Origin of the sequence: Halomonas sp. DP8Y7-1, assembly GCF_019801685.1 — a bacterium.
GTDB classification, from domain to species: Bacteria; Pseudomonadota; Gammaproteobacteria; order Pseudomonadales; family Halomonadaceae; genus Halomonas; species Halomonas litopenaei_A.
In genome coordinates this window covers 105,444-120,291 of the sequence record NZ_JAHVIN010000009.1, presented here as the reverse complement: position 1 = coordinate 120,291, position 14,848 = coordinate 105,444, and the positions used below count along the sequence as shown (strand labels likewise).

Below are 14,848 nucleotides of genomic sequence, written 5' to 3'. Positions count from 1 at the left end.
TATGGTCTGGGTAATCAGGCATACCCTGGAGGTATCATGGAGCTTCGACACCTACGCTATTTCTGCGCTGCAGCAGAAGAGCTGAACATCACCCGGGCCGCCGCTCGACTGCATATGGCGCAGCCCCCATTGACGCGGCAGATCAATCAGTTGGAGGAAGAACTGGGGGCCCAGTTATTCATTCGCGGCCCCCGTGGCCTGACCCTGACGCCCACCGGCAAGTTCTTCCATGAGCATGCCCTGCAGATGCTTGAGAAGCTGGACACCACCGTGGCCGCCGTGCGCCGCATGTCCCGCAGCCACAAGGAATTATTCGGTATCGGCTTCGTGCCATCGCTGTTCTATGGACAGCTGCCGCTGCTGGTGAGGGAGTTGCGACAAAAGGACGAGGTAGAGCTGACCTTGGCCGAACTGACCACGGTGGAGCAGGTGCAGGCGCTGAAGGCAGGCAGGATCGACATCGGCTTTGGGCGTCTGCGTCTCGACGACCCGGATGTGGAACAGGAAGTCCTGTTCGAGGAGCCGATGATGGCGGCGGTGCCGGAAGGACACCCGCTGGTGGGCACCACCCCGACCATGGCCGAGCTGGCGAGTTATCCGCTGGTGCTGTACCCGGCAAGCCCACGCCCCAGCCTTGCCGATATCGTGCTGGGGCTGTTTCGCCGGCGCGGCCTCAAGGTCACGGTGGCCCAGGAGGCCAACGAGATGCAGACGGCGCTGGGCCTGGTGGTATCGGACTTCGGTATCACCCTGGTACCGGAACAGGTCAAGCGACAGAACCGCGACGGTATCCGCTACCTCTACCTGGCCGAAAAGCACATCACTTCACCGATCGTGTGCAGCCGCCGACGTGGCGAAGCGCCCAGCGAGACGATGCAGGCGGCCAACGCCATCCTCGAGGTACTGGTGGAGAATCGCAGAACGGGGAAGTATCCGTGAAAAACGTCGCGGGGCGGCAGGGCCAAGGCCCTGCCTGTGGCGGGTGGCTAACGCTTAGGTGTTACCGAAAATCATCCCCCGCCGCTGCCACGAAGGCCATTTCGACCAGCAGCTCGGGGTTGGCCAGCTCGGCCTTGACGCAGGCACGACTAGGGGCGGTGCCGGGCTCGAACCAGCGCTCCCAAGCGACGTTCAGCGCATCGAAGTGGGCGAAGTCGGTCAGATAGATGGTCACCGAGATGATCCGAGTCTTGTCACTGGCCACCTTGGCCAGCGACTCCTCGGCCTGCGCGAAGATCTGCTCGACCTGACCGGTGATGTCGTCGCTGGTATCCGCTTCGGCGACTTCAACGAAGTGGGCCATGCCGTTGTAGACGGTGATGTCGGACCAGCGGGGAGTGGGGTTGATGCGATGGATATCCATGGAGAAGCCTCGATGCCTGGGAGGAAAGGATCGCTAGCATAGGCCATGGAAGCGTCGCTGCAAACGCGGGCAAATAGCGACACGGACGTCGCGGTTCAGGCCGCGACGTCCGTGTGGTCAAGCGAACACGATCAGAAGTCGAAGAACACCGTTTCCCCCTCCCCCTGCAGCACGATATCCAGGCGATAGCGCGGCAGTCCGCCTTCACTGTCTTCACGACGAGCGATCAGGGTCTGACGACGGTTGGGTGACTCAATCGCGCCCAGCACGGGGCAGTCGGCATTGGCCTCGCCCTCGTCGTCAAAGTACAGGCGGGTCTGCAGATGGATATTCACGCCCCGGGCAAAGATCGCCAGGTTGATGTGAGGGGCCATGGTGCGGCCGTCGGGACGGGCGATGGCACCGGGCTTGACGGTCACAAAACGCCATTCACTGTCACCCTCGGCGGTGGTCGCGGTGCGCCCGAAACTGTTGAACGGCGCCTTGAGGTCAAAGGCGGGTTGATAGTGGCCGCGGCTGTCGGCCTGCCAGGCCTCCAGCAGGGCATCGCGGACCAGGTCGCCGTTGCCGTCGATGACCCGCCCTACCACTTCGATGCGCTCGCCGCTGGCACTGTCCTTGGCCAGTTCGTTCCAGATTTCTTCGTCGCGCTCGGGCAGGCCGGCGACGGCCAGTGCCAGACCGATATGCACGTAGGGGCCCGCTGTCTGGGACGCCGTCTCACGCAGCATCAGGTTCGCGGTGGGGGTGAAATTGGGCTGTTGCATGGAATCTCCTTGCCGTCGGACGCCATGGCCACACGTCCGCAGGGCATATCACTGTTGGTTGCCGGAAGCATTGCTGCCGAGCGTGTCACTGATTCTCGAAATAGGTCTGCAGCTCGCCGCGCACGACCAAGTCAAAGCGATAGGCCAGCGCGTCCATCGGACGCGAGCGCGCCATGTCGAGACGTCCGATCATGGTGCCGACGGCTTCCTTGTCGTTGAGCGTCTGCACGATCGGACAGATCGGAATCAGTGGATCGCCCTCGAAGTACATCTGGGTGATCAAGCGAGTGGAGATGGCAGGCCCCATGACGCTGACGTGGATATGCGCCGGACGCCAGGTGTTGATGCCGTTGGGCCAGGGGTAAGGGCCTGGCTTGATGGTGCGGAAGTGATACCAGCCGTCCTCATCGGTCAGGCAGCGCCCCACCCCGCCGAAGTTGGGGTCCAGCGGGGCCAGGTAGCTATCTTTCTTGTGGCGGTAACGGCCGCCCGCGTTGGCCTGCCACATTTCAACCAGGGTGTGGGGCACGGGCTTGCCGAACTGGTCGATGACCCGCCCGAACATGATGACCCGCTCTCCCACTGGCAGGCCGGGGGCGGTGCCATCGCGGAAGTTGAGCAACAGGTCGTTGTCATGGGGTCCCATGCGCAGCTTTTGAAAGTTCGGGCCGGACAATTCCGACACGCTGGGAGTCTGCAGGCTGACCAAGGCCTGGGAAGGAGAGCGTGGCACCGTGGTCTTGTAACCGGGCGCATAGGCGGGCGGATGCGATTGGCGATCGCGTTCGACAAAACGACGACGAAGAGTCATAGGGCCAGGTCCTGACGTAAGGGATGATTATTGGTTGTTCAGACACGTCTCGCCGGCAAGGCGATGACGCCAGTGTGACCAGGCCCTCGCGGACTGCCAATTGAGACCTTGACGAGCGTCCATAACCCAGAGGTTATGGCCAGCCGATCCTGGCACCGATCGCTATGGCCTAACGTTCAGTGCTGGCGCTCGGCGGCAGCCTGGCGAAGAGCCTCGGCGAAATCATCCAGCGCCAGGCTGGAGTCCACTGACGCGTTGGTGCAGAGCCCCACCGATCCCCCCTGGTGCTCGAAGGCCAGCGACAGCTCCACCAGACGGCCTGCCTGCAGGTCGTCATCCACGGCATCGAAGGGCGCCACCCAGATGGCGTCATTCTCCAGGGTGTAACGGCGGCTGAGCGTCAGCGACAGGGTCTCGAGACAGGGCGACGACAGGCTGATGGCGTGACGCACACAGAAGCTGTCGACCTGCTGTCGCAGGGTCGTCTGCTGGGGCGGCAGTACCCAGCGGCACTCCCCCAGGGGGGCGGTATCCTCAAGCGCGTTTCCGGCCAACCCATGGCCGGGACGCACCACCAACCGCAAGGACTCGTAGTAGAGATGCTCAAAGGCCAGATCACGGATCTCGCGGGCTTCTGTCATCCGTCCGACCACCATGTCCAGCTCGCCAAGTGACAGTCGAGACAGCAGATAGGCGCTGGCGCCCGTGACCACCGTGACACTGGTTGTGGGGCCGTGAGGCGATGTCTGGAAACGGCCGAGAGCCGCGGGCATCAGCCGTGACTCCACCGTGGATAGCGCACCGATCCTCAACCAGGCATGGCCACCATGGGCATCCGCCAGGGCACCCACGCCCTCCTCGAGGGCCTTCAGCGCAGGGCCGGCGTGCCTTAACAGGGTGAGCCCGGCCTGGGTCAGACTGACGCCCTGAGCGCCACGCTCGAACAGCGTGGCACCGACGATGTCCTCGAGTTCACGGATAGCCTTGGAAATGCCCGGCTGGGTGATCGCCAGGGAGTCGGCAGCCCGCGCGAAGCTGCGGCGCCGAGAGACCTCAAGAAAGGCGTTGAGATGACGCAGCTTGATACGGTGATTGAGCATAAAACGTCAGTGCTTTGGGCATCAGGGCGCTGGCCATCTCAACTACGGGGGATGACAGGGCTCACTGGCAAGCAGCGAGCACGCGTTCGATGGGCTCGCCAGACCCCATCAGCGAGAAGCGCGCTGGCAGCGTGTCCTGGGGAGTGATCACGGCGACGTTGCCTGACTGCAGAGTGCGCGTCAGACGAGCCGGCGAAGGCGCGAACCAGACACCATCCTTGGGCGAATGACGGGACTCCAGGCGATAGCCGATGCCATCCACCAGCACATCCAGAGGCTTGCGCCGGTCTGCACCCATGCCGGAGGCGTAACCCGCCACCGACACCATGGGCACCCCATTGAAGCACACCAGCGCCAGCGAATGACCGTCGCCATCTTCTACCTTGGCCGCTGGCGCATCGCCAAACATCTGGTGGGCCTGGGTAAAACGCCAATCGGCCGCCGCCGAGTGGGCCATCAGCCCACCGAGCAACGCTGCCACACACGTCATGAACCGCATCTAGGAGTTACCTCTTGCCGCCAAATAAGGGCATGCACCGGGCCGCGCCCTCATGCCCAGCATCCGTCCCCGTTCCAGTCTAGCAACGGCCCGAAACGTTAGGCCACTATCACGGGCACTCGGCCATGTAGTGAACGACGGAATAGAGGGAAGCAGACAGAAAGGACTCGGCACTCCCTACAGGAACATTCAGCGCTGCCATTGTGTGACAGCTATGTATCACTCTTCCACGGCGGCGACAACCGTGCGGCAGATGCGGATTAACCCTGTCATACCCTCTCTGCCATGCGCTCCCTGCCATACCCTCCCTGCGTACCTAGTCCTCACGTTCGGAGGCGCCCCAGCCCAGTTCCTTGGCCAGGGCAAAGGCGTGGTTGGCCGCCGGCACGCCGGCGTAGATGGCGACGTGCATTAACACCTGACGCAACTCCGCCTCACTCAGCCCGATGCGCTTGGCGGTGTTCAAGTGCAGGGTCAGCTCCTCGCGCCCCAGGGCGGCGAGAATGCCGGTGGTGATCATGCTGCGCTCGCGTCTCGTCAGGTCGTCATTGGTCCACAGCTCGCCCCAGGCCAGCCGGGTGATCATCTGCTGGAACGGCGCGTCCAGCGACGTCGCCTTGGCGGTGGAGCGCGCCACATGCGCCTCCCCCAGCACCTGCTTGCGTGTCTCTATCCCGACCGAATAGGCAACACCGCGCTCGGCCACATCGCCCAGCTCCGGCGCCAGCGCATCGAGCAGCCAGTCGCACAAGCGCTGGGGTGCCTCCACCGAGGGCACATGGCCGACGCCATCGAATACCGTCAGCTCAGCACCGGGGATGTGTTCGACCAAGGCCTCCAGCGAGGCGGGAGGCGTCGCCAGATCCTCACTGCCCGCCAACAGGTTGACCTTGAGCGCTGGAGGGTGATGACCCGCGTCGCCGAGGCGGCCCCGGAAATCCGCCTGCCCCAGCATCTCGCACAGCTGGGCGTAGGACTCATCGTCGCCACGGCCCATGGCCAGCTGCCAGCCTGGCGCCAGCGCCGGGTTGGCCTCAAACGCCCTGGCGGCGAACCAGCGCGGTACGATCTCGTCGGACATGGCGGCGAGACCCTCAGCGCGCACGCGCCCAGCGCGGGTCGACCACAGTTCGAGGTTGCCGATCTGCGCCCCGGTATTGGTCAGGCTGGCCGAGGCCAGTCGCTCGGGATGATGCGCGATCAACGCCTGGCCAATGACACCACCGATGGAGGTGCCGACGAAATGCAGGCGCGTGGTGTCAGCAATCCCCACCTCGGCCAGCAGCGCCAGCAGCTCATCCGCCAGGTCCTGCGGGGTGATCGCGCCGCCGGGCTCCAATGGGCCGCTGGCCCCGTGACCCGGCAGGTCCCAGGTCAGCACCCGATAGCGTGAGATCAGGCGCGGCAGCAGCTCATCCCAGACCGACTGATTCATGCCCAGCGGATGGGCCAACACCAGTAATGGCAGCGCCTCACTGCCCAGCAGGCGATAGCTCAGGGTGCGGTGGTGGATCTTGGCAAAGCTCATGGCGGTCTCCGTTGGCGGGATCAAACGCGCTCGATCAGGGTGGCAATCCCCTGCCCCACACCCACACACATGGTGCACAGGGCATAGCGCTTTTGCTGCTGATGCAGTTCGTGGGCGGCGGTCATCAATAGCCGCGCACCGGACATCCCCAGGGGGTGTCCCAGGGCGATGGCGCCGCCATTGGGATTGACCCGGGGGTCATCGTCGGCAATGCCCAGGTCCCGCATGCAGGCCAGCGCCTGAGCGGCGAAGGCTTCGTTGAGCTCGATCACGTCGATCTCATCGATACTTACCCCGGTGCGCGCCAGCAGGCGGCGTACCGCGGGCACCGGGCCGTAGCCCATGATACGCGGCTCGACCCCGCCGGTGGCCATTCCTACGATGCGCGCCATGGGCGTCAGGCCGTGGCGCTCCACCGCGGCCTGACTGGCCACCAGCATCGCACAGGCACCATCGTTGACCCCCGACGCATTGCCGGCGGTGACGCTGCCATCCTGCTTGAAGGGTGTCGGCAGGCTCGCCAGCTTGTCCAGGGTGGTGCCGGAGCGCGGATGCTCATCGCTGTCGAAGACCAGCGGCGGCTGCTTGCGCCGGGGAATCTCGATAGGCGTGATTTCCAGGGCAAAACGCCCTTGCTGCTGGGCCCGTGCGGTCTTCTCCTGGGAGCGCACGGCGAAGGCATCCTGGTCGGCCCGCGAGATAGCGAACTGCTCGGCCACGTTCTCGGCGGTTTCCGGCATCGAGTGGGTCTCGTAGACCTTCTTCATCAGTGGGTTGACGAAGCGCCAGCCGATGGTGGTGTCCTCGATCGTCTGTCCGCGGGAGAACGCTCCCTCCGCCTTGCCCATGACGTAAGGCGCCCGCGACATGGACTCGACGCCACCGGCCAGGGCCAGATCCATCTCGCCTGCCTTGATCGCACGCATGGCGGTCCCCACCGCATCCATGCCGGAACCACACAGCCGGTTCATGGTAGTGCCCGGTACCGAGGTAGGCAGCCCCGCCAGCAGCGACGACATCCGCGCCACGTTGCGATTGTCCTCACCGGCCTGATTGGCGCAGCCCATGAAGACTTCTTCGATGGCCGCAGGGTCAAGATCGGGCGCCTGAGCCAGCACTGCCTTGAAGATGTCGGCCGCCAGATCATCGGGGCGCACGCTGGACAGGGTACCGCCGAAGCGGCCAATGGCACTGCGGCGAGGATGGCAGAGATAGACGTCGGTCATGGCGGACTCCTTGCTGTCCCCACGCATCGGCGCAGGGCGTGTCGGAAATAGGGGGAAAACCGGGGCCCTTACTGGCCGCTATGGGCGCGCTCGGTGCGGGCCTTCAGTTCGCGCAGCACCGCCAGTTCGTGGTCGCTGGGCTCGGGCGTCGCGGCAAGCTCGGGAGCAAAGCGGATATCCCAGCCCGTCGCTTCCTGCACCTGCTCGCGGCTCACCCCAGGGTGCAGCGAGACGACGGTGAGCTCGCGATCCACGGGATCAGGCTTCATCACGCACAGATCGGTAATCACCCGAGTCGGCCCCTTGCCGATGTTGGGCACGCCATCGCGTCCCTTGCCGTCGCGGCCGAAGCCCAGGGTGGTGATGAAGTCCACGTCGCGCACGAAGGCGCGTGGCGAATGCTTCAAGGTGATGAACACCTCGCCGGCGTTGGTGGCGATTTCCGGCGCCCCGCCACCGCCCGGCAGGCGTACCTTGGGCGCGGTGTAGTCACCGATCAGCGTGGTATTGAGGTTGGCGTAGCGATCGATCTGCGCCGTGCCCAGAAAGCCGACGCTGACCTTGCCGCCCTGCAGCCAGTAGCGAAACATCTCGGGCACGGACACGGTGGTCAGCGCCGACTCACACAGCTCACCGTCGCCAATCGACAGCGGCAGCACATCGGGCTTGGTCTGCAGGGTGCCGGATTCGTAGATCAGCACTACCTCGGGAGCGTGGGTCAGGCGTGCCAGGTTGGCGGCTTCGGAGGGCAGGCCAATGCCGACAAAGCAGGTCATGCCGTTCTCCAGCGCGCGGGCGGCGGTCACCGTCATCATCTCGGCGGAGGTGTAGTCGGTAGCGGTGTTCATCAGGCGTGCCCCCGGGTCTGGATGATGTTGTCGTCGATCCACCGGGTAAAGGCATCCCGGTCCCGTGCAATGGCGTCCCACTCCTTGTAGAAGCGGTTGTCCCGGGGGTAGTAACCGTGGGCGTAGGACGGCAGCGAGCCCTTTTCCGCCACGGCGATGGCGTCGATGGCCCAGCCTGGAATCACGCAGGCATTGGGGTGCGCCCCCAGGTCGTCGACGATTTCCTCGACGGTGACGATGGCGTGCTTGGCCGCCAGCACCGCTTCCTTCTGCACGCCGATGATGCCCTCGACCAGCACATTGCCGGCCCGATCCGCCTTCTGGGCATGCACGATGGACACATCCGGGCGTACCGATGGAACGGCGGCCAGGCGCTCACCGGTAAAGGGGCACTCGATGAACTTGATCTGCTCGTTGACGTTGGGCAGCTCGCTCCCCACATAGCCTCGCAACACCGCCAGCGGTAGCCCTGCGGCCCCTGCTTCGAAGGCGCAGGCCATGGCCGCATGGCTATGCTCGAGAATCTCGATCTGATGGGGCCAGCCCTTCTCTACCGCATCGCGCAGTCGGTGCAGCGACCCCACGCCGGGGTTGCCCCCCCAGGAAAAGATCACCTTCTTGACGCAACCCGCACCGATCAGCTGATCGTAGACCAGGTCCGGAGTCATGCGGATCAAGGTGAGATCACGCTTGCGTTGGCGAATGACTTCATGCCCGGCGGCAAACGGGATCAGATGGGTAAAGCCTTCCATGGCAACGGTGGCGCCATCCTCGACGTAGCGCTTCACCGCATCACTCAGGCTCAGGATCTCGGCCATGTGGATTGCCTCATGTGTGTTCTGGAGGGGTGTGCTGAATGCTGTGCTCTTGATGTTGAGCTCTTGATGCTGAGCTCTTGATGAATAGCCCAGGACGCTGTTGCCTGGACCACGCATCTTTTTTGTTCGCTATGTGAACGTAGGTTTGTTATACGAACAAACCTACTGTCGATTCCCTCGATCGTCAAATGCAAAAAAGGCGAGCGCAGATCGACTCTGCGCTCGCCTTTACTGGAGGTTGTCTTTTGCTTCAGAGGGTTATCAGCGCTGCAGCCACTCAAGCGCGGCACGGACCTGGTGTTTGCTGCTACCAATGTATAAGGCGGGATCGGTGGCCGCTCGTATCGCTTCGGCACTGGGCAGTGTGCTGGCATGGGGGCTGGCTTGGCTGCTGGCAGCGGTGCTGGCGCCGGCGCCGGCGTCGCTGTTTACCGCGTCACCACCTTCCAGCACCAGCGACACCAGCACGTCAGCGTAACGGCGCCCCTGCTGCCTGGCCTGTTCGGCGGCGTCTGCCGCCAGCGCCTTGGCGCGCTCGGGCCCCAGGGACGGGGTCAGCAGACGCGCCACCGGCTCGGCCATGATGGCGCCCCCGGTCACCGCAAGGTTGGCCGCCATGCGCTCGGGGTGGACCTCCAGGCCTTCGAGCAGCACCGCCGCCTGCTCCAGGGCGCCCTCCACCAACAGCACCGATTCCGTCAGGGGCACCCACTCGGCATGCCATTCCCCCAGTCCGCGCTCCAGCGGCTGCGCCACGGCGCCCATCACCACGCTGGTGTGTCCATGCAGCCGACGAGCCGACGAGCGTATCAGCGCACAGCGCACCGGGTTGCGCTTGTGCGGCATCGACGAAGACTCGCCCATGCCGGGGGCGCTGGGTTCACTGACTTCACCAACTTCGGTCTGGGTCAGCAGGGAGACGTCGAGCGCCAGGTTCTCCACCGCCCCGGCCACGGCATCCAGGGCCGTCTGCAGGGTATGGATCGGCTGGCGATTGGTGTGCCAGGGCAATATCGGGCAGCTCAGCCCCAGCTCCTGGGCTATCGCCTGCATCAGGGCCATGCCTTCATCGCCCCATCCCGAGTGCACGCCTACCGCACCGCCAAACTGTACCGGCAGCCCTTGATCCGCCACCTCACCCAGCCGTCGCCTGGCTTGTTCGAGCCCCACCGTCCACTGGGCGACCTTGGCGCCGAAGGTGATCGGCAAGGCTTGCTGCATCAGCGTACGACCGACCATGGGCGTATCGGCATGTGCCTGCATCAACGCCATGCCTGCGGTCCGGCACCGCTCAAGCAGTCCATCGATGGCCCCCAGCCGAGGTGTCAGCAGATGCATCAAGGCCGAGTCCACCACATCCTGACTGGTGGCCCCCTGGTGCCAGTAACGCTTGAGATGATCCGGCAGCGCGCCACGGCCTGCCTTGACGAAGGGAATGGCCGGATTACCGCCACTGGCAACACCCCGGGCCAGCTCGGCCACATCGAACGCATGATGCTCCAGCCGCTCGGCCATGTCTGCGGCGGTACCGGGCGGCACCGCCCCGATACGCTCCTGTGCACGCACCAGGGCCAGCTCGAAGGCCAGCATTGCGGCGATAAAGTCCGCATCACGGCAGTCCTTGAGCGCCTCTTGGCTCATGCAGGGGTGGCTCAGCAGGGCGGCAGTCATGGCGTTTCCTCTTGCGGTGCTAGGCGGGTGAACGGGGATATCTGAATCATGCCGCCTCGCCAATAGTCGTACAAGTGTTCGCAAGTCGAACATATATGCTAGGTTAACCACATGGACGGGAGGTCCGACACTCGCCAAGCGGTGTATCGACACGCCCTCAGACCATTGCCGCACTGGTATCATCCACGCTTTATCTTTCCGAAAGGACACCTCGATGGATACGGCACCGACGGACGCCGCCCTGAGCCCGGACGATCGCGACTTTGTCACCGCTCTCGCCAGTGGCCTCGATGTCATTCTGGCCTTTGATGAGGCCCACCCACGCATGACACTGAGCGAGGTGGCTGCACGTACCAGCATGAACCGCGCCCGTGCCCGACGCTTCCTGCTGACGTTGCATGCACTCGGCTACGTGCGCAAGGATCACCGCCATTTTGAATTGGCCCCCAGGGTGCTGCAGCTTGGCTATGCCTTCCTGTCCGCCAACAATTATCGTCACCTGATTCAACAGGTGCTCGAGGACATCACCGCCGAGAGCGGTGAATCCTCATCGCTTGGCGTACTGGACGGCGACGAGGTCACCTATGTCGCCCGCTCGGCCTCGCGCCAGCGACTGATGGCGATCACGCTGGCCGTGGGCACTCGGCTGCCGGCCGCCTACACCTCGATGGGGCGCATGCTGCTGGCCCAACTCGATGACCAGGCGCTGGACGCCTTTCTCGAGCGCGTCACCCTGGAACCCTTCACCGACACGACCATCACCGACCGCAGCGCGTTGAAGGCAGCCATCCTGAGCGCCCGCGAGCTAGGCTATGCGATCGTGGACCAGGAGCTCGATTCCGGCCTGCGCTCCCTGGCAGTGCCCGCCTACGATGCCCACGGTGAGCTGATCGGCGCCATCAACATCAGCACCAATGCCGCTCGCATCGACCATGACACGCTGCTTGAGCGCTACCTGCCGCTACTGCAGGAGAAGGCACGCCAGATCCGCGCCAACGTCAGCTGATCTCGCCACCTGTTCGACCACGCTTGAGCTGACGCCGGCAGGGAGGCCTGAATGCTCGCCATACTCTCCATCACTACGCCGATCTTTCTGCTGATTGGCGTGGGCTTTCTGGCCAGGCGATGGAACCTGGTATCGCCGGTCCAGCTGTCCGGCGTCGCCAACTTTGTGCTGTACGCCGCGCTGCCGGCGCTGATTGTCGGCGCGCTCACACGCAATTCCCTGGGAGAGGTCATCAGCCTGCCGCTGCTGCTTGCCTACGCACTGGGCTCGGTGGCCACCTTTGTGGCGTGCCTGTGGCTGCCGCGCAATCGCCGCCGCAAGACCGCCACGGAACGTGCCATCCAGGCGCTGGGCATGTCGGCCTCCAACAGTGGCTTTATCGCCTACCCCATCGCGGCTCTGGCGCTGGGCCAGGCGGCGGCGGGTGTCATCCTGGTGCATACCATGATGGTCGAGGTACTGCTGGTCATCCCCGGCGCGCTGGTGTTGGCGGAAATCGGCCAGCAGGCGAATGCCAAGGCGGGCGCTGCCTTGCGTCAGACCTGCCAGCGCCTTACCCGCAACCCGATCCTGATCTCGCTGACGGCAGGCCTTGTCATCGCGGCCAGCGGGTTTCGCCTGCCCGACACCCTCACGCGGACCATCGAGCTGCTGGCAGGCGCCGCCGGGCCCGCCGCGCTGTTCGTCATCGGCGGCACCCTGTATGGCTTGAAGATTCGCGGCATGCTCAAGGACATGGGGCAGATCATGGCAGGCAAGCTGTTGCTGCACCCGCTGCTGGTGCTGGGCCTGCTGCTGGCCCTGGAGACGGTGACGGGACCGCTGCCACCCCACCTGTTTGCCGGCGCCATGATCTTCGCCGCCTGCCCGATGATCAGCATCTATCCCTTGATCGCCCAGCGCTTTGGCATGGAAGGGGTCGGGGCGGCCGCCCTGATGGCCAGTACCGTGGCCAGTTTCCTCACCTTAAGCGCGGTTCTTTGGGCGCTGTCCCGGGTGGGCCTGCTGCCGCTGCTTGGCTGACTTGCTGGCGCCCAATGGCGGGCTCACGTACCATGAAGCGATTCATTTAGCTTGCTACTTTTTGGCAGCATCGAATGCTGCCACCACGCCCCAACGCCAACGGCCCGCCATGTCCACGCCTTCATCGTCACCAGACACCGCTCTCCTGACGCCGCCGCGGGCCCTGAGCCGCGATCGTCCACTGAAAGGCATTGCCTTCATGTTGGCCGCGGGGCTGCTGTTCTGCATGCTCGATACCGGCGTCAAGACTCTGGCTCAGGACTATTCACCGGTGCAGGTGGTGTGGGCGCGTTACGTCGGCCATATGCTGGTGCTGGTGGGCTACTTTCTGTGGCTGGGCCGGGGGCCAGGGATGGCCATGCTCAAGACCTCATCCTTGGGCGGCCAGTTCGTCCGAGGCCTGCTGCTACTGGGTGCCAGCACCTTCGCCTATCTGGCCTTCCGCAGTCTGCCGCTGCTGCAGGTCTATGTGATCAACTTCAGCTCACCGTTGTTGGTGACCTTGCTGGCGATTCCGTTGCTCAAGGAGCGGGTCGGCTGGCGCCAGTGGCTGGCGATCCTGGTCGGCTTCGCCGGAGTGCTGATCTGCGTGGGCCCGGTGGACTGGCGAGCCAACCCGGCCATTCTTCTGCCCTTTGGACTGACCGCCTGTTTCGCGCTCTACCAGCTGTCCACTCGGCGTTTCGGCCGCGAGGACCATCCGCTGACATCGCTGTTCTACGCAGGTCTTGCCGGTGCCGTGGTCAGTTCGCTGGTGGTCCCGGTCTTCTGGACTCCGGTGGCGCTGGGGGATCTGCCGCTGTTCATGTTTGTCGGGCTGATGGGCGCCGCCAGCCAGCTCACCCTGATCCTGGCCATGCGCTACGCACCAGCGTCGCTGGTATCGCCATTTCTTTACTTGCAGATCGTCTGGGCGGCTCTGTTCGGCTTTGTCTTCTTTGGCGATATCCCCCGTCCCGAAACCTGGATCGGCGCTGCCCTGATCACCGTCGCCGGTATCGTGCTGGCCACCTGTCGAAGAAAAAGTGGCTGAGCCAGTGCGCTGTCATTCATGTCGCGACCCCCATCACGACAGCGGCGTCACGACGTCAGCATCTCGCTGACCAGCACCCGGCCGCCCTGGCGAGCGGCCTTGTCCACCGCCAGAGTCGCGGCCAGGGTCATCGCCCCTTCCCTTGCGCTGACACGCGGCTCGGCCTCTTTTCTCACCACGGCGATGAAGTGACGCAGCTGCTCGGGATAGCAGTGGCTGCGCGGAGGCTGCAGACGCTCTCGCATCAGCGGCTCACGCCAGTGACCTTGGCCGGCATGACGCCACAGCGCCATACCCGGCACGCTGAGGCTACCGCGGGTGCCGCCAATCACGTAGCAATCACCCGGCTCATGCAGAAAGTTGGGGGACTGACCAGAAGCGACGTCCCAGATATAGGGTGAGGGCACCGCGTCACTGCCGACAAAGGAGCCAATCATGCCGTTGGCAAATGACAGGATGAGCGCAACGCTGTCTTCCACCTCGAAGCCCCGCGCCTTGTTGGCGGTCACTGCCTGCACGCTCTCGATCTCACCGCACAGAAAACGCAGGCAGTCGATCTCATGAATCAGGTTGATCAGGATGGGACCGCCACCCGCTTCCCGCCGCCATGCCTGATCGAAATAGGGCTCGTCCTTGCGACACAGCCACATCCCGCTGATGGTGACCAGCTGACCCAGTTCTCCCGCCTGGATGGCCCGCAACGATTCGACCATGTCGGGACTGTGGCGACGGTGATGACCCACCAGCATGGGTACTCCCGCCGCCTCGCTGGCATCGGCTAACGCCAGCGCTCCCGCCACAGTGTCGGCAATCGGCTTCTCCATCAGCGTCGGCAGCCCCCGCTCGATGCAGGCGAGGCCCGCCTCCACATGCAGGGCATTGGGTAGCGCCACTATGACCGCGTCGAGCTCGACCTGATCGAGCATCTGGAGGTAGTCGGTATAGCAGGGCACGCCCAACCCGTCGGCGAAGGCGCGACCGGCGTCCGTCACATCGGCGATAGCCGCCAAGGTAGCGTCTGCCGACGCCTGTACCAACGCCACGTGTTCACGGCCGATGATGCCAGCCCCCATCACCCCGATACGTATGGGTCCCATACGGCCCTCCTTGTTGTTATGCATGCGTCTTCCAGGTCGCGACGTCTAGCGAGAGGCA

General features: G+C 64.4%; 15 protein-coding genes. 4 read left to right on the top strand and 11 right to left on the bottom strand.

The window, feature by feature from the left end; all coding sequences use genetic code 11:
• Positions 1-36: 36 nt before the first annotated feature.
• Positions 37-939, top strand: a complete 903-nt coding sequence (locus tag KUV41_RS12620; RefSeq protein WP_222486424.1) for a LysR family transcriptional regulator — start codon at positions 37-39, stop codon at positions 937-939.
• Between the two features lie 61 nt (positions 940-1,000).
• Here KUV41_RS12620 and KUV41_RS12615 read toward each other — a convergent pair whose 3' ends face one another.
• The 10 genes from KUV41_RS12615 to KUV41_RS12570 form a co-directional block, all read right to left on the bottom strand.
• Positions 1,001-1,363, bottom strand: coding sequence for a RidA family protein (locus KUV41_RS12615; protein ID WP_222486423.1), 363 nt, complete (start codon positions 1,361-1,363; stop codon positions 1,001-1,003).
• A 131-nt stretch (positions 1,364-1,494) separates the two neighbouring features.
• Positions 1,495-2,130, bottom strand: coding sequence for a protocatechuate 3,4-dioxygenase subunit alpha (pcaG, locus tag KUV41_RS12610; RefSeq protein WP_222486422.1), 636 nt, complete (start codon positions 2,128-2,130; stop codon positions 1,495-1,497).
• 85 nt (positions 2,131-2,215) lie between these two features.
• Entirely contained in the window at positions 2,216-2,941 is a 726-nt protein-coding gene (pcaH, locus tag KUV41_RS12605; protein ID WP_222486421.1) for a protocatechuate 3,4-dioxygenase subunit beta, read from the bottom strand.
• Positions 2,942-3,117: 176 nt separating this feature from the next.
• A complete protein-coding gene (pcaQ, locus tag KUV41_RS12600; RefSeq protein WP_222486420.1) occupies positions 3,118-4,041 on the bottom strand; it encodes a pca operon transcription factor PcaQ in 924 nt (307 codons plus the stop codon).
• Between the two features lie 61 nt (positions 4,042-4,102).
• Positions 4,103-4,540, bottom strand: a complete 438-nt coding sequence (locus KUV41_RS12595) for a hypothetical protein (RefSeq protein ID WP_222163977.1) — start codon at positions 4,538-4,540, stop codon at positions 4,103-4,105.
• A gap of 316 nt (positions 4,541-4,856) precedes the next feature.
• On the bottom strand, positions 4,857-6,068 hold the full coding sequence (locus tag KUV41_RS12590) for an alpha/beta fold hydrolase (RefSeq protein WP_222486419.1): 1,212 nt from the start codon (positions 6,066-6,068) through the stop codon (positions 4,857-4,859).
• A gap of 20 nt (positions 6,069-6,088) precedes the next feature.
• On the bottom strand, positions 6,089-7,294 hold the full coding sequence (pcaF, locus tag KUV41_RS12585) for a 3-oxoadipyl-CoA thiolase (protein WP_222486418.1): 1,206 nt from the start codon (positions 7,292-7,294) through the stop codon (positions 6,089-6,091).
• Between the two features lie 68 nt (positions 7,295-7,362).
• The gene (locus KUV41_RS12580) at positions 7,363-8,142 is read right to left on the bottom strand and encodes a CoA-transferase subunit beta (protein WP_206940581.1); all 780 of its coding nucleotides are present in this window, start codon (positions 8,140-8,142) and stop codon (positions 7,363-7,365) included.
• Positions 8,142-8,960: a CoA transferase subunit A gene (locus KUV41_RS12575; RefSeq protein ID WP_222486417.1), complete on the bottom strand. Its 819-nt coding sequence runs from the start codon at positions 8,958-8,960 to the stop codon at positions 8,142-8,144. Before KUV41_RS12575 ends, KUV41_RS12580 begins: the two co-directional genes overlap by 1 nt.
• A 261-nt stretch (positions 8,961-9,221) precedes the next feature.
• On the bottom strand, positions 9,222-10,631 hold the full coding sequence (locus KUV41_RS12570) for an adenylosuccinate lyase family protein (protein ID WP_222486416.1): 1,410 nt from the start codon (positions 10,629-10,631) through the stop codon (positions 9,222-9,224).
• Between the two features lie 214 nt (positions 10,632-10,845).
• Here KUV41_RS12570 and KUV41_RS12565 point away from each other — a divergent pair, with 214 nt between their 5' ends.
• From KUV41_RS12565 to KUV41_RS12555, 3 genes are all read left to right on the top strand, one after another.
• Positions 10,846-11,637, top strand: coding sequence for an IclR family transcriptional regulator C-terminal domain-containing protein (locus KUV41_RS12565; protein ID WP_222486415.1), 792 nt, complete (start codon positions 10,846-10,848; stop codon positions 11,635-11,637).
• A gap of 51 nt (positions 11,638-11,688) precedes the next feature.
• Positions 11,689-12,660, top strand: a complete 972-nt coding sequence (locus KUV41_RS12560) for an AEC family transporter (RefSeq protein ID WP_222486414.1) — start codon at positions 11,689-11,691, stop codon at positions 12,658-12,660.
• 109 nt (positions 12,661-12,769) lie between these two features.
• Positions 12,770-13,693 (top strand): DMT family transporter, encoded by a 924-nt coding sequence (locus tag KUV41_RS12555; RefSeq protein ID WP_206940590.1) that lies wholly within the window; start codon positions 12,770-12,772, stop codon positions 13,691-13,693.
• 47 nt (positions 13,694-13,740) lie between these two features.
• Here the strand turns inward: KUV41_RS12555 and KUV41_RS12550 are convergent, their stop codons facing one another.
• The gene (locus tag KUV41_RS12550) at positions 13,741-14,790 is read right to left on the bottom strand and encodes a Gfo/Idh/MocA family protein (protein WP_222486413.1); all 1,050 of its coding nucleotides are present in this window, start codon (positions 14,788-14,790) and stop codon (positions 13,741-13,743) included.
• Positions 14,791-14,848: the final 58 nt, after the last annotated feature.